Source organism: Novosphingobium resinovorum, from assembly GCF_036352595.1.
Taxonomy (GTDB): domain Bacteria; phylum Pseudomonadota; class Alphaproteobacteria; order Sphingomonadales; family Sphingomonadaceae; genus Novosphingobium; species Novosphingobium resinovorum_B.
The window spans coordinates 37,569-54,429 of the sequence record NZ_JAZFAX010000002.1 but is presented as its reverse complement, the minus strand read 5'-3'; the positions used below and the strand labels follow the sequence as shown (position 1 = coordinate 54,429).

14 protein-coding genes are annotated in these 16,861 nt (G+C 67.5%); 11 read left to right on the top strand and 3 right to left on the bottom strand.

All coding sequences use genetic code 11. From position 1 onward, the window contains the following. Positions 1–6 precede the first annotated feature (6 nt). The 3 genes from V2S85_RS03190 (at position 7) to V2S85_RS03180 (ending at position 4,101) form a co-directional block, all read left to right on the top strand. The gene (locus V2S85_RS03190; RefSeq protein WP_330701430.1) at positions 7–1,119 is read left to right on the top strand and encodes an acyl-CoA dehydrogenase family protein; all 1,113 of its coding nucleotides are present in this window, start codon (positions 7–9) and stop codon (positions 1,117–1,119) included. A 111-nt stretch (positions 1,120–1,230) separates the two neighbouring features. Further along, positions 1,231–2,874, top strand: coding sequence for an NAD(P)/FAD-dependent oxidoreductase (locus V2S85_RS03185; RefSeq protein ID WP_330701429.1), 1,644 nt, complete (start codon positions 1,231–1,233; stop codon positions 2,872–2,874). A gap of 747 nt (positions 2,875–3,621) precedes the next feature. Then, positions 3,622–4,101 carry a hypothetical protein gene (locus V2S85_RS03180; RefSeq protein ID WP_330701428.1) on the top strand — a complete coding sequence of 160 codons (480 nt, stop codon included), beginning with the start codon at positions 3,622–3,624 and terminating at the stop codon, positions 4,099–4,101. A 14-nt stretch (positions 4,102–4,115) separates the two neighbouring features. On the opposite strand, the gene V2S85_RS03175 is transcribed toward V2S85_RS03180, so the two are convergent. Beyond that, complete coding sequence (locus tag V2S85_RS03175) at positions 4,116–5,348, bottom strand: LysR family transcriptional regulator (protein WP_330701427.1); 1,233 nt, start codon at positions 5,346–5,348, stop codon at positions 4,116–4,118. A 406-nt stretch (positions 5,349–5,754) separates the two neighbouring features. Between V2S85_RS03175 and V2S85_RS03170 the strand changes: the two genes are divergently transcribed. From V2S85_RS03170 to V2S85_RS03135, 8 genes are all read left to right on the top strand, one after another. After that, entirely contained in the window at positions 5,755–6,744 is a 990-nt protein-coding gene (locus tag V2S85_RS03170; RefSeq protein WP_330701426.1) for an ABC transporter substrate-binding protein, read from the top strand. A 31-nt stretch (positions 6,745–6,775) separates the two neighbouring features. Further along, the gene (locus tag V2S85_RS03165) at positions 6,776–7,801 is read left to right on the top strand and encodes an amidohydrolase family protein (protein WP_419198159.1); all 1,026 of its coding nucleotides are present in this window, start codon (positions 6,776–6,778) and stop codon (positions 7,799–7,801) included. 138 nt (positions 7,802–7,939) lie between these two features. Next, positions 7,940–8,794, top strand: coding sequence for an amidohydrolase family protein (locus tag V2S85_RS03160; RefSeq protein ID WP_330701425.1), 855 nt, complete (start codon positions 7,940–7,942; stop codon positions 8,792–8,794). 52 nt (positions 8,795–8,846) lie between these two features. After that, entirely contained in the window at positions 8,847–10,157 is a 1,311-nt protein-coding gene (locus tag V2S85_RS03155; protein WP_330701424.1) for an MFS transporter, read from the top strand. Positions 10,158–10,191: 34 nt separating this feature from the next. Further along, positions 10,192–11,193, top strand: a complete 1,002-nt coding sequence (locus tag V2S85_RS03150) for a protocatechuate 3,4-dioxygenase (protein WP_330701423.1) — start codon at positions 10,192–10,194, stop codon at positions 11,191–11,193. Between the two features lie 104 nt (positions 11,194–11,297). Then, positions 11,298–12,155: an HpcH/HpaI aldolase family protein gene (locus tag V2S85_RS03145; protein WP_330701422.1), complete on the top strand. Its 858-nt coding sequence runs from the start codon at positions 11,298–11,300 to the stop codon at positions 12,153–12,155. Positions 12,156–12,157: 2 nt separating this feature from the next. Beyond that, a complete protein-coding gene (locus V2S85_RS03140) occupies positions 12,158–13,720 on the top strand; it encodes an acetolactate synthase large subunit (protein WP_330701421.1) in 1,563 nt (520 codons plus the stop codon). Between the two features lie 18 nt (positions 13,721–13,738). Further along, positions 13,739–14,629 (top strand): phosphate ABC transporter substrate-binding protein, encoded by an 891-nt coding sequence (locus V2S85_RS03135; protein ID WP_330701420.1) that lies wholly within the window; start codon positions 13,739–13,741, stop codon positions 14,627–14,629. Here V2S85_RS03135 and V2S85_RS03130 read toward each other — a convergent pair. Both V2S85_RS03130 and V2S85_RS03125 read right to left on the bottom strand, forming a co-directional pair. Continuing rightward, positions 14,594–15,622: an acyltransferase gene (locus V2S85_RS03130; RefSeq protein WP_330701419.1), complete on the bottom strand. Its 1,029-nt coding sequence runs from the start codon at positions 15,620–15,622 to the stop codon at positions 14,594–14,596. The genes V2S85_RS03135 and V2S85_RS03130 overlap by 36 nt on opposite strands. A 2-nt stretch (positions 15,623–15,624) precedes the next feature. Then, on the bottom strand, positions 15,625–16,845 hold the full coding sequence (locus V2S85_RS03125; protein WP_330701418.1) for a threonine ammonia-lyase: 1,221 nt from the start codon (positions 16,843–16,845) through the stop codon (positions 15,625–15,627). Between the last annotated feature and the right edge of the window lie 16 nt (positions 16,846–16,861).

Sequence of the window (16,861 nt, the reverse complement as noted above, 5' to 3'; positions counted from 1 at the left end):
GCTGCCATGAACTTCGAATATTCCGACGAACAGCGCATGCTGGCCGACAGCGCCAACCGCCTCGGCGCGGACTTGTGGCCCTCCAGCGACCGGCTCAAGCTGCTGGAGCACTTCGACGACCTGACCGCGCGCACCGCCGCGCAGATGGCCGAACTCGGCTGGCTGATGCTGCCGATCGCCGAGGACGACGGCGGCCTCGGCGGCTCGGCGGTGGATGTCATGGCGATCATGGAGGGCGTCGGCCGCCACCTGATCCCGACCTCCTACGTCGCCAACGCGGTGCTCGTCCCCGCGCTGGTGAGCGGCGACCCCGCCGCCGCCGACCTGCTCGCTGCCATCGGCGAGGGCAGCGCGAAGGCGGCCGCGGGCCTGCTCGAACCCGATGGCGGCTACGACCTCGGCTGGGTCGAATGCGCCGCGACCGGCAGCGGCGCCGACTGGACCCTCACCGGCGAGAAGCTGCATGTCGAGGACGGCGCCGACGCCGACTGGTTCGTCGTCACCGCGAAGACCGATGCGGGCATCAGCCTGTTCCTCGTGCGCGCCGATGCGCCGGGCCTCACCGTCTCGCGCTTCCGCGCCATCGACCAGCACCGCCACGCCCGCCTGAAGCTCGACGGCGTCACCGTCGTGCTGATCGGCGAGGCGGGCGCGGCGCTGCCCAGGGTCGAACTCGCGGTGGACAAGGCTATCTGCGCGCATCTCGCCGAGGCGGTCGGATCGATGGAGGCGGCCCACGCGGCCACGCTGGAATACCTGCGCACCCGCAAGCAGTTCGGCGTCGCGATCGGCAGCTTCCAGTCGCTCCAGCACCGCGCCGTGGACATGGCGATCGCGCTGGAGGAGGCGCGATCGATGTCCTACCGCGCCACGCTCAGCCTCAGCCTCAGCCTTCCCGCAGCGGAGCGCCGCCGCGTGGTCTCGGCCGCCAAGGCGCGGGTGGGGCAATGCGGGCTTTATGTCGGGCGGCAGGCGGTGCAGCTTCACGGCGGCGTCGGCTTCTCGGACGAGCTTATCATCAGCCATCACCTCAAGCGGCAGATGATGCTCGACTGCGCCTACGGCTCCTCGGAGCACCACGTCGCGCGCTTCGTCGCGCCACAAGTTCTGGGGGCGTGAAGGCGCTCTCACGAATGTGATTTTGGGTCCGCAGGGGCCCCAACGGTCGGTCCACCGCAGCCCCATGCGGCATAGTCGGTGGATCGAGCCTCCCAGGAGATGATGGGCGAAATGGTTGAAGTTGCGAACAAGCATGTCGACGGCACGTACGATGCGGTCGTCGTCGGCGCGGGCATCGGCGGTCTCTACGCCGTCTACAAGCTGCGCGAGATGGGCCTCTCGGTGCTCGGCATCGAGGCGGGCGATAACGTCGGCGGCGTCTGGTACTGGAACCGCTATCCCGGTGCGCGCTGCGATCTGCTGACGATCGACTACTGCTACACCTTCTCGCCCGAAGTCGATGCCGAGTGGTCGTGGTCCGAGCAGTTCGCGGCCCAGCCCGAGATTCTCGAATACATCAACTTCGTCGCCGACCGCCACGAACTGCGCAAGGACTACCTGTTCGACACCCGCGTCAGCCGGGCCGAATACGACGAGGCGCGGCAGGTCTGGACCTCCGGGACCGAGACCGGCAAGACCTTCGAGGCGACCTACGCCGTCATGGCCACCGGCCCGCTCTCGGTGCCCAAGCGCCCCGACTTCGAGGACTTCGACAGCTTCAAGGGCGAACTCTATTACTCCGGCCGCTGGCCCAAGGAGCCGGTAAGCTACGAGGGCAAGCGCGTGGGCGTGGTGGGCGTCGGCTCCACCGGCATCCAGATCATCCCGGTGGTGGCGCAGGAGGCGAAGGAACTTTTCGTGTTCCAGCGCACGCCCAGCTTCACCATGCCGATGCGCAACCACAAGCACTCCGACGAGTACACCGCCGAGATCAAGCGCAACCTCCCGGCGATGCGCGTGGCGGCGAAGAACAGCCCGCTCGGCGGCGTGCGCCCGGCGACCACGCGCCCCTACTTCAGCCTGCCGCCCGAGCAGCGCGTGAAGATCATGGAATCGGCGTGGCAGAACGGTGGCCACACGTTCCTCGGCTCGTTCTCCGACCTCATGCAGAACGAGGAGGCCAACGAGCAGGTCGCCGAATTCGTGCGCGGCAAGATCAGCGAAGTGGTCAAGGATCCCGCCACCGCCGAGACCCTGAAGCCGCGCGGCTACCCGATCTTCGCGCGCCGCGCCTGCCTCGACACCAACTATTACGAGACCTACAACGAGGAGCACGTCAGCCTCGTCGACTGCTTCAAGGAGCCGATCGTCGGCCTGACCGAGAAGGGCGTGCGCACGGCGGAGCGCGAGATCGAGCTGGACATGCTGATCCTCGCCACCGGCTATGACGGTCTCACCGGCGCGCTGATGGCGTTCGACGTGGTGGGCCGGGGCGGCAAGACGATCAACGAGGAATGGAAGGGCGGCGCGCACTCCTACCTCGGCCTGATGATGAAGGACTTCCCCAACCTGTTCATCGTCTGCGGCCCTAACGGCCCCTCGGCGCTGGCGAACATCTTTACCATCAACGAGCAGAACGTGAACTGGCTGGCGGGCGCGATCGAGCACATGCGAGGGCATGGCCTGACCGCCATGGAACCCACGGCGGAGGCCGAGCACGAGTGGATGGAACACGTCCACGAACTCTCGCTCAATACCTTGGTGCGCAAGGCGAACACCTGGTACACCGGCGCCAACGTGGCGGGCAAGGCACGCGGGCTGACGATGTATACCGGCGGCTTCAAGGCCTACCGCGAGACTTGCCAGGAGGCCGCCGACGACAACTGGCGCGGCATGGTCTTCGAGAAGACCGGGGTGCCCGAAACGGTGGCCTGACCCTTCGCTTTTTTTCGGAATGATGCTGCCGGCCCGGCTCCCGATGGGGAGGCGGGCCGGTGGTCGTTTCGGGCCTTGCAAGGTGACGCAGGTTTACACGGTTTACACGGTCCAGGGGGCAAATGTGTCACCTTGCGCCGGAAAGTGTCACCTTAGTGGCATAAGGTGACACATTTTGCGGGCGATGTGTCACCTTGTGAGGGGGAAGTGTCACCTTGCGGTGTAACCTTGTGCGGTTCGGGGCGGTCGGATTGGGCATTGGCGCAATGTATGGGACCGCGCTGGGTGTAGGAAAGCGGACTTTCGGCAAGCGCCCCATTCCTCCCCCTTGGGGGAGGGGGACCATGCGAAGCATGGTGGAGGGGCACGCGGTGGATCGCCAGACCTCGATCGGCGGGCATTGGGAAGCGTATCAACGCGGTGGCATGCGAACCGAGGGTGCCCCTCCACCACCCTGCGGGTGGTCCCCCTCCCCGTGCCGGGGAGGAATTGACGACCGCTTTCCACCCTTCTTTGTCATTCCCGCGAACGCGGGAACCCATCTCCTGACGGTGCTACTTGCACTCACATCAGTTGGATCCCCGCTTTCGCGGGGATGACAGGTACGGCTTTGTGGTGGAAAGCCCGCTCTCAACCCAAGCCCGCCGTCACCCTGAACGGGGCGGGGTTAAAATTCGACAAGGGTGAAGTGCGATTCCCACCCTGACGGACCGAGGGTTTCCTACAAGGCGCGATTGCGATCTAACCTTGCGGATGGAAGCTCGCCGCAAACCCCGTCGCAAGACCGGCCATGTCCGTGTCCCCGCCTTCGCCCCGGTGCCGCTGCGCGGTCGCCGCGACGGGTGGACGCCCGACCGGCAGGCGCGCTTCCTCGGCGCGCTGGCGGAGACGCGCTCGGTCGAGGCGGCGGCGCGGCGCGTCGGCATGGCGCGCGAGACCGCCTATCGGCTGCGGCGGCGTCCGGGCGCGGGCGGTTTCGCCGCCGCCTGGGACAAAGTGCTGGGCCGGATCGCGATGAAGCGGCGGAAGGTCACACTCGAAGAGCGCGCGCAGCGGGCGCGCCACGGCCTGCTGAAGCCGCGCATGTACGGCGGCCGCCACGTCGCGACCGAGCGAAAGCGTGACGATCGCGCGCTTGTCTCGCTGCTGGGGCATTACTTTCGCGTGCGGCGGGGCAGGGCCTCCGGCGGCGCGACCGAGGGCGGTTTCGCATGCCCTTCGGTGTAAACCAAAGGGCCGCCTCAGCTCGCCCGGCGCAGGGGTGTCGGCGCGGCGCAGACGTGGTCGCGGATGATCGCGATGAAGTCCGACTGCACCGGCGTCGGCATCCAGTCGGCGCGGGTGGTGATGCCGATCGCGGGCACCGGCTGGATCGGGTCGCAGTGCAGCGTGCGCAGGCCCTGTTCGTGGCTGATCTCGTACGAGGTCATCAGCGTCAGCCGGTCGCTGCCTTTCAGCAGGTGGCGGATGATGGGCAGGGCGCAAGTCGCCACATGGGTCTGCGGGCCGGGGGTGCCGGCGAAGATCCGGTCGAAGCAGGCGCGGCGGCTCGATCCGGGGGTGCCGGTGATCCAGTCGTAGGCCATGAGCTGCTCGATCGAGACTTTGCCCGCGCGGGTCAGCGGATGGCCCTCGCGCCCGACCACGGCGTAGGGGGTCGAGACCAGCGGCTCGGCGACGAGTTCGGGCGGCACGTCCTGCGGTAGCAGGCCGACCACGAAGTCGACGTCGCCCGCGCGCAGGCAGCGCGTCATTTCGAGCGCGCTTTCGTTCATGATCCGCACGTCCGCGCTGGGATGGCGTTCGAGGAACCGGTCGAGCACCGAGGCGAGGAGCACGCTGCCGCCGAACGGCATCGCCCCGATCACCACCGGCGTCGCGCTGCCGTCGAGCGCGGAATCGACTTCCATCACCCCCCACTCGATTTCCTGCAGGGCCAGCTTGACGGCAAGGCCCAGCTTCATCCCCTGCGGGCTGACCAGCATCCCGGCGGCGGTGCGGTAGAACAGCGAGACGCGCAGGTTCCCCTGCAGGTCGCGGGCGGCGCGCTGGAGCGAGGCGGCGGAAATCTCCAGCGTCTCGCTGGCCTGCTCGAACGATCCCTGCTCCATCACCCCGACCAGGGTGCGCAGCTGCGATCGGGTGAGGCGGTTGACGATCGGCCGTGCCGCGTCGGCGTTTACGGCGGCGCCGATCTCGACCACGGCGCGCTCGGTCTGCTGGAAGAAGCGCTTGATTCGGGCGTGGAAGACCATGCCATACTCGTTGAGGTAGCTGCCGCTGGCGCGCCGGTCCACCAGCGTCGCCCCCAGCTGCGCTTCCATCTTGGCGAGCGCCTGGGTGACGGCGGGCTGCGACAGGCTGCAGGCTTCGGATGCGCGGCGCACGCTCTTCAGATCGCCGATCGCCTCGAACAGCCGAAGCTGCCGGAAGCTGAGGCTCTGGGCGCGGTCCTGACTCGTTGGTGCGGTCATTGTGGTTTCCTCTCCGCCGCAAGGGATGCGCGATATTTATCGGCTCGGCAACGGGGTAGCGAAGGGTCGGACGGTTTGCACTCGCGGCGGTCAGGGACTGGGCGCCGCGCGATACCGGGCGGGAGGCCCGCAGGATGCGCGGGGTTTGGGCATAGGGCTGCGGGATTGCGCAGCGCACCATGCGGGACCGGCGGCGTCCCGGAACCTATTGCCACCGGCGCAGGATTTATATCCCTGGCGACGCGAAATCTATAACGGTCGGTGCGGCGGGATTATAAATTGTGCGTCCTCGCTGCTCGGTTCGGGATGGGGCTGCGTTGACTTGGCAGGGGGTGTCGATGCTTTTCGCGGGGCAACCGGCATCGCGACGAACATGCCGTTCCATTCACTCCCGAGGAGAGCGACCTTGAGCCAGAAAGTCCGCCTGACGATGGCGATCGCGGATCACCCGCATACGGCGGCCATCCGCGACGGCAGCATCGAGATCGAAGGCGTCGAGCCCGAGTTCATCACCGTCAAGCCGCAGATCGGCGCCTTCCGCCGCATGGTCCGCGATGTCGAGTTCGACGTCTGCGAACTGGCGCCGACGACCTACATCATCGCCCGTGCCTACGGCGCCCCGTTCGTCGGCCTGCCGATCTTCGTGGTGCGCCGCTTCCACCACGGCGGCATGCTGGTGAAGCCGGATTCGGGGATCACATCGCCCAAGGATCTGGAAGGCAAGCGGGTCGGCGTGCGCGCCTACTCGGTCACCACCGGCGTCTGGATCCGGCAGGTCTTCATCGACGAATACGGCATGGACAATTCCAAGGTGACCTGGATCGTCGACGACGAGGAGCACGTCACCCAGCTCAAGCTTCCCGCCAACGTGCTCCACGCGCCCGAAGGCTGCTCGCTGGCGGACATGATGGCGGCGGACGAGATCCAGGCCGGGGTCGAGGCGGCGGCGGGCATCGGCCGCACCGGCGCGCCGACCGGCGGCTGGCAGGAAGTCGACACCAGCGCTTATGTCGATCTCATCCCCGACGCCGAGACGGCCGAGGCGGAATACTATGCGCGCACCGGCGTCTATCCGATGCACGGGACGATCGTGGTCAAGGACGCGATCCTTGCCGAGCATCCGTGGATCGCGCGCTCGCTCAACGACGCCTTCACCCGTGCCAAGGACGAGTGGCTGGCGAAGCTGAACTCGGGCGAGGCGACTGGCAAGGGTGCGGACAAGTACCGCGCGCTGCAGCAGATCGTTGGGCCGGACCCGCTGCCCTACGGCATCGAGGCGAACCGCGCGACGATCGAGGCGCTGGAGCAGACCGCCTTCGCGCAAGGGCTGACGCCGCGCCGCATGTCGATGGAGGAACTCTTCGTCGATCCGCTCAAGGCGCCCGTTCGCGTCTGACCGAGCCTGCAGGAATTTGACGGAGATACCCATGATTATCGACTGCCACGGCCATTTCACGACCGTGCCCAAGCACTTCCGCGACTGGCGCGCCGCGCAGGTCGCGGCTGCGGACGACCTTGCCAATGCCCCGAAGATCGCCGACGCCCACGTCAGCGACGACGAGATCCGCGAAGGCATCGAAGGCGGCCAGTTGAAACTGCAGCAGGAGCGCGGCAGCGACTTCACGCTGTTCTCGCCGATCGCCGGGCTGATGAGCCACCACCTCGGCAACGAGCGCACCAGCCTCGAATGGGCCTCCATCTCGAACGACCTCGTCTACCGCGTCACCGAGATGTACCCGGACAACTTCGTGCCGGTCGCGATGCTGCCGCAGAGCCCTTATGCGCCGCCGAAGAATTCGATCCCCGAACTGCGCCGCGTGGTGGAGGAACTGGGCTTCGTCGGCGTCAACGTGAACCCGGACCCGACCGGCGGCTACTGGACCGGCAAGCCGTTCACCGACCGCGCGTGGTATCCGCTGTTCGAGGCGCTGTGCGATCTCGACGTGCCGGGCATGGTTCACGTCGCGGCTTCGTGCAATCCCAACTTCCACGGGACTGGCGCGCATTACCTCAACGCCGATACCTCGGTGTTCATGCAGATCCTGCAGAGCGATCTGTTCAAGGACTTCCCGACGCTGCGGCTCGTCATCCCGCACGGCGGCGGCGCGGTGCCGTATCACTGGGGGCGCTATCGCGGCATGTCGCTGGAGATGATGGACCGGCCGCTGGAAGGGCTGCTCGACAATATCTTCTTCGACACCTGCGTCTATCACCATCCCGGCGTCGAACTGCTGACCAAGGTGGTGCCGACTTCCAACGTGCTGTTCGGATCGGAGATGATCGGCGCGGTGCGCGGGCGTGATCCAAACACCGGCCACTACTTCGACGACACCAAGCGCTACGTCGATGCTTGCGAGGCGCTGTCCGACGCGGACCGCAAGGCGATCTACGAGGATAACGCGCGCCGCGTCTATCCGCGCCTCGACGCGCGGCTCAAGGCGAAGGGGCTGTAAGCCGCTGGCGGCGGCGGAAGTTATGCCTCGCGGCTGACTATCGAATACCCGCCGCCGCCCCGCAGGCGCCACAATCACGGCAACGAGAATAGAGGCCCGGAGCGCAGGAATAGCGCTTCCGGGGACGGAGACAGGTGCATGACTTCCAGGTTCGTCGATATCCATCCGCACGTCATTTCCGACGACGAGCAGGCCTATCCGCCCGCGCCGTTGTTCGGGCTTCGCTCGGACTGGTCGCAGGAGCGGCCAAGCACGGTCGAGACGCTGATCGCCTCGATGGACGAGGCGGGCGTCGCCAAGGCGGCGGTGGTCCATTCGTCAACGACTTACGGCTTCGACAACAGCTATGTGGTGGATGCCTGCAACCGCTACGCCGACCGCCTGATCGCGGTGGGATCGGTGGACGTGCTGGCCCCCGACGCGGCAGAGGTGATCCGCGGCTGGGTGGACAGGGGGCTCAAGGGCCTGCGCGTCTTCACCGGCGGATCGACCAAGGAATTCGACCCCAGCGAACTCGACGATCCGCGCGCCTATCCGGCGTGGGAACTGCTGGGCGAACTGGGCCTGACGATGTGCATCCAGACCGGCCCCGTCGGCCTGGATGCCGTCACCGCGCTGGCGAAGCGCTTTCCGCAAGTGTCGATCATCCTCGACCACCTCGGCCGTCCCGACGTGACCGATGGCGCGCCTTATGCGGCTGCCGCCAGCCTGTTCGACCTTGCCCCGATCGAGAACATCTTCTTCAAGTTGACCCCGCGCATCATGGGTGATTCCACCAAGGGTGCCGCGACCCCGGAGACGCTGTTTCCCAGGTTTGTCGAGGCGTTCGGCGCCCACCGCATGGCGTGGGGATCGAACTACCCCACCTCGCCGGGCACGCTGGGCGAGATCAAGGCGACCGCCGAGGCGCGCCTCGCCTGCCTTTCGGGCGCCGACCGGGAATGGATCTTCGCGAAGACCGCGCAGAAACTCTATCCGGCGCTGGCGGACTGAGTGAAGACCGTCCATCCTTGCAGGCAAGAACACACATGATCGGAGAGACCCCATGGCCCAGGCAATCGAAGGCCCCGCATCCGGAAGTACCGGCATGACCGCCCCCGTGTCGGCGCCGGCACCGGTATCGCGGGTTTCGGGCAAGACTTGGTCGATCCTGCTGCTGCTCTCGCTGGGAGTGCTGATCGCCTATGTCGATCGCACCAGCATTTCCTCCGCGCTGGCCGAGAAGCCCTTCGTCGATCATTTCGGGCTGACCGACCTCGACCGGGGATGGGTGAACGCGGCGTTCTTCTGGTCCTACGGGCTGGTGCAGGTGCCGATGGGCTGGCTGGTCGATCGCTACGGGGTGAAGACGCCCTACACGGTGTGCTTCGCGCTGTGGTGCGTGGCGACCGCGCTGACGGGAGCGATCCACAGCCTCTTCGCGCTGATCCTCATGCGCGTCATCGTCGGCGCGGCGGAAGCGGCGGTGATCCCGGCGAGTTACCGCTGGATCCGCGACAACTTCACCGAAGGCCAGAGCGGCACCGCCGTGGGCATCTTCACCGCAGGCAACAAGCTGGGCCCGGCGATCGGTGCGCCGCTGGCGGCGTGGCTCATCGTGGCCTACGACTGGCGGGTGATGTTCTTCGTGACCGGCGCGGCGGGCCTGCTCTGGCTGGCGCCCTGGCTGCTGATGGTGAAGAACGACCTGCCCAAGGCGGAGGAGCGCGCTGAAATTCGCCGCAAGGCCTCCGCCGTCACGTTCAGCGCCATCCTTGCCAGCCCGCTGGTCTGGGGCACGCTGATCGTCAGCTTCTGCTACGGCTACTTCACCTTCTACTGCATGACCTGGATGCCCGCCTATCTGGTCGAGGAGCGCGGGCTGTCGCTGCAGCAGTCGGGGCTCTACACCTTCTTCAGCTTCGCCGGGATCGCCATCGTCGCGGTGCTCGCGGGCTGGGTGGCGGACCGCATGATCGCGCGCGGCATGGACGCGGTGGTGGTGCGCAAGTCCTTCGTCATCGCCGGTTTCGTGGGTGCCTGCACGGTACTGCTCGGCGCCTATGCCGAAAGCCTGCAGGCGGCGCTGTTCTGGAACGTGTTCTCGCTCTCGTTCCTCGGCCTCACCACCGCCAACAACCTCGCCTTGTGCCGTCTGACGCTGATCCCCAAGCCGGCCGTTGGCCTCGTCACCGGCGTGCAGCAGGTGGCCACCAGCCTTTCCGGCGGCGTTGCCGCAAGCCTCTCGGGCTGGCTGCTCCATGTCGGCGGGAGCTACTACTTGCCGATGCTCGTCATCGTGGTCTTCTGCGCGATCGGCGCGCTGACGACGCTCGTGCTGCTGCAGCCGCGCTGGGCGCCGAAGATCGCGGCCTAACCCCCTCAAAGTTTCAGGAACGGATTACACACAGATGGCTCAGATCGTATTCGGCATGGCGGTGCCTCACAGCGGCATGCTGGGGCAGGCGCCCGAAGACTGGCTCACCAATGGCGAGCGCGACCGCAACAACCCCGAGCTGTGGTTCCGCAACCGCACCTGGACTTACCCCGAACTGGAGGCCGAGCGCGGCGCCGCCTTCGAGCCCTTCCTGACCATCGAGGAGCGCACCGAACGCGCGCAGCGCTGCCGCGCCGCGCTGGACGAGATGGCGGCTGCCTATGCCCGCGCGAACGTCGATGTGGCGATCGTGCTGGGCAAGGACCAGAAGGAGATCTGGCCCGACCAGTCGCCCTCGATCACCATCTACACCGGCGAGGAGGTCCACAACGGTCCGCCGCAGCGCCCGGTCTATGCGCCCGACCATCATGTCGTGCACAAGGCTTATCCCGAGTTCGCGACCTATCTCATCAAGGCGTTCCAGAAGGACGGCTTCGACCTCAACGACCTGCAGGCCTGGCCGCAGAACACCTGGATGGAGAAGCAGCGCGGCTATGCGCCCGACTATCCGGTGGTCCCGCATGCCTACAGCTTTGTCTACCACCAGATCATGGGCGACAACCCGCCGCCGCACGTACCGGTGCTGTTCAACCTGTTCTACCCGCCGACGCAGCCCTCGATGGCGCGCTGCATAGAATTCGGCCGCACCCTGCGTGAGGCGATCGAGGCCTGGCCCGAGGACGTGCGCGTCGCCGTCATCGCCAGCGGCGGCCTGTCGCACTTCGTCAACGACGAGGAGTTCGACCGCGACGTCATGGAGAAGCTGGCAGCCTACGACTACGAGGGCCTCGCCGCGATCCCGGACGGGTACTACCAGTCCGGCACGTCCGAGGTGAAGATCTACTCGATCGTGATGATGGCGCTGCAGCAGACCGGCGCGCAGATGACCCTGGTGGACTACGTACCGTGCTGGCGCACCGCCGCCGGCACGGGCGAGGGCATGGGCTTCATGTACTGGCAGCCCGAGGGCGCCTGATATTCGATGCCTGATATTCGATGGCTGCGGACGGCGGATCAATCACCCGCCGCCGCCGGGGTGAGGTACGGGATCAGGCATCCCGAAGGAAAGATCGCAAGACAATGACCCAGACGCGCCTCAACGGCATCATCCGCGCCTTCGAAGCCGGCAAGCCCGCCTTCACCTGCTTCGCCAAGGTCGACAAGCTGACCGCGCAGGAAATGACCGACGCGCCTTACGACGGCGTCGTCTTCGAGATGGAGCATAACCCCTACGACGTCTCCGCCCTTGGCGACGCGCTGCAGTACATGCTCAACCGCAAGAAGATCGCCGAGACCGGCTCGGTCGCGCCCTCGGTCACGCCGATCGCGCGGATCCCCGCCAACGGCGGCGAGATGAACCAGTTCCAGGCCAAGCAGGTGCTCGATCGCGGCGTCTACGGCGTCATCACCCCGCACGTATCGACGGTGGAGCAGGCCTACAACATGGTCGCCTCGTGCCGCTACGCCAAGCCGACCGGCGCCGCGCTCTACGAGCCCAAGGGCATTCGCGGCGACGGCCCGGCCACCGCCGCGCGCTACTGGGGCCTGTCACAGCCCGATTACTACGCGAAGGCCGATGTCTGGCCGCTGGCGCCGCACGGCGAGCTGCTGGTCGGCATGATGTGCGAGAGCCCCGAGGCGATCGAGAACCTCGACGACATCCTGGCGAACGTGCCGGGCATCGGCTTCGTGCTGATCGGCGAGGGCGACCTTTCGCAGGCGCTTGGCTACCCGCGCCAGTACGAGCATCCCGAAGTGCTGAGCGCGATGAACCGCATCGTCGAGATCTGCCACAAGCACAAGGTCGTCGTCGGCAACCCGCACACCAACGCCAAGAACGTCGAACGCCTGATCGGCGAGGGCTACAGGTTCCTGATGTCGGCGCCGAGCCGCAGCTACGGCGTCGTCGGCCAGGGCCGCGAACTGGCGGGGTACTGACCATGAGCGAAGCCCCACGCAGCGGTGCCCAGGCGCTCGTCAACACGCTGGTGGACAGCGGCGTGGACGTCTGCTTCGCCAACCCCGGCACCTCGGAGATGCACTTCCTGGCGGCGCTCGACAATCCGCGCATGAAGAGCGTGCTGTGCCTCTACGAGGGCGTCTGCACCGGCGCGGCGGACGGCTGGTATCGCATGAAGGACACGCCTGCCTCCACCCTGCTCCACCTGGGGCCGGGGCTGGCGAACGGGCTCTCCAACATCCACAACGCCAAGCGCGCCTCGTCCGGCATGGTCAACATCGTCGGCGAGCATTCGGCGCTGCACCTCAAGTACGATCCGCCGCTGACCTCGGACATCGAGGGGCTGGCGCGTCCGCTCAGCCACTGGGTGCGCCGCGCCGAAAGCTCGGCGACGATCGCCTGGGACACCGCCGCCGCCGTCGCCAAGGCCAGCGAGCACCCCGGCCAGATCGCCACGCTGATCCTGCCTGGCGACACCGCGTGGAAGGACGCGGGCGAAGCGGTCACGCCAAAGCCCGTCGCCGCCGTCCGTCCCGCGCCTGACGCCGCGTGCGTGGAGCAGGTCGCCAAAGTACTGCGCTCGGGAGAGCCGGTGCTGCTGATCCTGGGCAACAAGGCGACGCGCGGGCGCGCGCTGGAACTCGCCGGCAAGGTCGCCGCCGGGACCGGCTGCCGCCTCGGCTCGCAGTTCTTCACCGCCCGCATCGAGCGCGGCGCGGGCCGCACGCCGCTGGAGCGCATTCCTTATGCGGTGCCGCTGGGACAGGCGTTCCTCAAGGACTTCCGCCACATCGTCACGCTGGAGACGAAGGAGCCGGTCGCCTTTTTCAGCTATCCCGACAAGCCCAGCCTGCTCAAGGCCCCCGGCACCGTGGTCCACCCGCTGGTCGAGGAGCACGAGGATTCCACCGCCGCGCTGGAAATGCTGATCGACGCGCTGGGCCTGAAGGACACGCCTGGCCTCGTCCAGGAGCGCATCGAGGCTTCGGCCCCGTCCGGCGCGCTCAATCCCGAGACGATCGCGCATGCCCTTTCGGCGGCGCTGCCGGAAAACGCGATCCTCGTCGACGAATCGCTCACCACCGGACGCCAGACGATGGGCCTGACGATGGGCGCGCGTCCGCACGACCTGATCAACAACATGGGCGGCTCGATCGGCTACGGCACCCCCGTCGCCACCGGAGCCTCTCTCGCATGTCCCGACCGGCGGACCTTCTGCATGGTCGGCGACGGATCGGCGATGTACACGATCCAGTCGCTGTGGACGCAGGCGCGCGAGGGGCTGCCGGTCACCACGATCATCTTCGCCAACAACCAGTACGCGATCCTCAAGGCCGAATACGCCAACATGGGCGCCGGCACGCCGGGGCCGCAGGCGATGGCGATGATCGACATCGACCGCCCGACGATCGACTGGGTCGCGATGGCCAGATCGATGGGCGTCCCGGGCGTGCAGGTCTCCACCGCCGAGGACTTCCACCGCGAGATGGCGCGCTCGGCCGAGATGGACGGGCCGTGCCTGATCGAAGTGAAACTCTACTGATTTTCCCGCGAGGTTCCCATGACGACCACCGATGTGCTCACCCTGCGCGCCAACGTGCAGGACTATCCGCAGACCAAGGCGCTCAAGGACGGCACCGTCTCGTCCGAGATCGTCAGCCTGGATTTCTGCGGGCCGCCGCTGGCGCAGAACGGCTTCAAGCCGATGCTGCGCGAGAACGCCTTCGACTGCGGCGAACTGGCGATCGTGACTTATCTGCAGGCGCGGACTTACGGCAAGCCCTACCTCATGCTGCCGGCGCCGGTCTCGGGCCGCTTCCAGCACCACTGCGCTGGCTTCAACCGCGAACTCGGGCATCTCGACCCCAAGGACATCGAGGGCAAGCGGGTGGGCGTGCGCACCTATGCGCAGACCACCGGCCTGTGGGTGCGCGGGATTCTGCAGCACGAATACGGTGTCGATCTCGACAAGGTGACGTGGATGACGGTGGGCGACGGGCACCTGCTGGAATACAGCGACCCCGCCAACTGCGTGCGCCTGCCCAAGGGCTCGGACATCGGCCAGATGATGCTCGACGGTGAACTGACGGCGACGCTGCAGGGGGTGGACCTGCCCAAGGATCCGCGCGTCGAGCGGCTCGTGCCCGATCCGTTCAACGCCGCGAAGGACTGGTTCGCGCGCGAAGGGGTGGTGCCGATCAACCATGTCTTCGTGGTCCACGAGGACATCGTCCGCAGCCGTCCAGACGTGGTGCGCGAACTCTACCGCATGATCGGCGAATCGCGCGATTTGACTGAAGGGGGCCTGCCCGATCCCTTCCCGCCGATGGGGCTGGATGCCAACCGCAAGGGCCTCGAACTCGCGATCGACTGGGCCTTCGAACAGAAGATCATCCCCGTGCGGATGAGCGTGGATTCACTGTTCGACGACGTTACCGCCAACTTGGGCTGAGCGGGCGTCCGGACCGGGGACCGGCCACTGGAACAGCAGGTCGATCGCGCGCCATCGGCGGCGCGCGGCGACCAGCGCCAGCGATCCCGACAGGGCCAGCACCAGACTGGCCGCGAACGAGGGGACGAAGCCGGTCACGCCGATCCGGCGTAGCGCGGCCAGGGTCAGCGCGATGATCGGCATGTGCGCCAGGTAGATCGTCAGCGAATTGCGGCCCACGGCTTGCAGCGGGGCGATCGGCCACTTGCGCGACAGCATCAGGCTCGCGCCCAGGGTGCCGGCCACGACCACCAGGATCGGCAGCGCATCGTGCGGCGAATAGCGCAGCGGCCTGGGTGCGGCGGCGGACCAGCAGGCGATCCCAAGCACCGCCGGAGCCAGCGCGGCCAGCACCACCGGCGCGGACAGCCGTGCTTCCATCTCCCGCCGGTCACGGCCGAGGAAGCCGCCGATCAGGAAGATCGCCAGGAAGAACAGCAGCCGCTCGCCGTACTTGGTCCCATCCTCGCAGGCGAGCGCGCCGAGGTAGGCGTAGATCGCGGCGACCAGGTGCAGGCGGCCGGGGACGAGCGCGGCGACCAGCGAGAAGATGAGGATAAACAGCATGAACCACAGGTACCAGCCGCCCAGCCACCACGCGGGCTCGGCCAGCCGCTCGGGCGTGCCGGCGGCGAAGGCCCAGAGCACGCACCACACCAGATAGGGCCACAGCAGAATGGCCACGCGCCGCCGCACGAAGATGGCCGGACCCTTGCGCAGGCCCTGCGCCGCCAGCAGTCCGGAAAGGAAGATCAGGGTCGGCATCCGCACCGGCGCGAAGAAGCCGCTGACGGCGAGCATGGCGGCGGGCACCGTGCCGCCCTTCGATCCGTACCATGACGAGGCGTGCAGCAGCATGACCAGCAGGATCGTGATGCCCTTGCACAGATCGATCCACGCGGCGCGGGCGGCGGTGCTGGCGGGAGCGGTGGATGGAGCGCTGCTTCCGGCCATCGTCACTCTCCGGGCAGGGTGCCGACGAGCGCGGCGGTGAAACCGGCCCGGTGCAGCGCCTCGATCACCAGCGCGTTGCGCTCGCTGTCGGGCAGTTCGACCGTGAACACCGCATTGGCCGACCGCGCCGAGGCGCCGTCGAAGATGCGGTCGTGCGTGACTTCGAGGATGTTGCCGCCCATCTCGCCGATGATCGAGGCAGCGGGCCCCAGCGAGCCCGCGTTGTCGAGCATCGGTACCCGTAGCCGGACGAGCTGGCCGGAGCGCACCAGATGGCGCTGCAGCATCGCGGTCAACACCCGCATGTCGATGTTGCCGCCGCTCAGGACGAGGCCAAGCCGCTGGCCGCGGAACCTTGCGGGATCGGCGAGTACGGCGGCGAGGCCGGCAGCGCCCGCGCCCTCGCACAAGGTCTTCTCGATCTGCAGCAGCAGCGCCACGGCGTCCTCGATGACGGCTTCGGGGACCACCGCGACGTCGTCGACCAGCCGCCGGACGTGACCGAGCGTCAGTACGCCCGGCCGGGCCACGGCGATGCCCTCGGCGATCGTGGTGCCGGCCGGGATCGGCCCCGCATGGCGCTCTATCGCGCGTGCCATCGAGGGGTAAAGCTCGCTCTCGACGCCGATGATCTGCGTGCGGGGAGACAGCGCGGCGAAGACCGTGGCGATGCCCGAGATCATGCCGCCGCCGCCGACCGAGACGATCACCGCGTCGAGGGCAGGCCCCTGCGCAATCATTTCGAGCCCGATGGTGCCCTGGCCGGCGATGACTTCGGCATCGTCGAAGGGGTGGATGAAGGTGAGGCCCTGCCTTTCGAAGTCGGCGACGCTGGCGCTCGCCTCGTCGAAGTCGCGGCCGACGAGGTGGACGGCGGCGCCGAAGCTCTCGGTGCGGCGGATCTTCACCGTCGGCGTGGTCGCGGGCATCAGGATCGTCGCGGGGATGCCCAGGCCGCGCGCATGGAGCGCCACGCCCTGCGCGTGATTGCCCGCTGAGACCGTCACCACCCCGCGCCGCCGTGCCTCGCCGTCCAGGGTCAGCAGCTTGTTGAGCGCGCCGCGTTCCTTGAACGAGCCGGTGAACTGCAGGTTCTCGAACTTGAGCCAGATCTCCGCCCCGGTCAGCTGCGAGAGCGTCTGCGAGTGCAGGAACGGTGTGCGCAGCACTGCGTCCCCGAGCCTGCGCGCGGCAGTCTCGACGTCCGCCAACGTCACGTCCATGGTGGTCTCCGCGCCC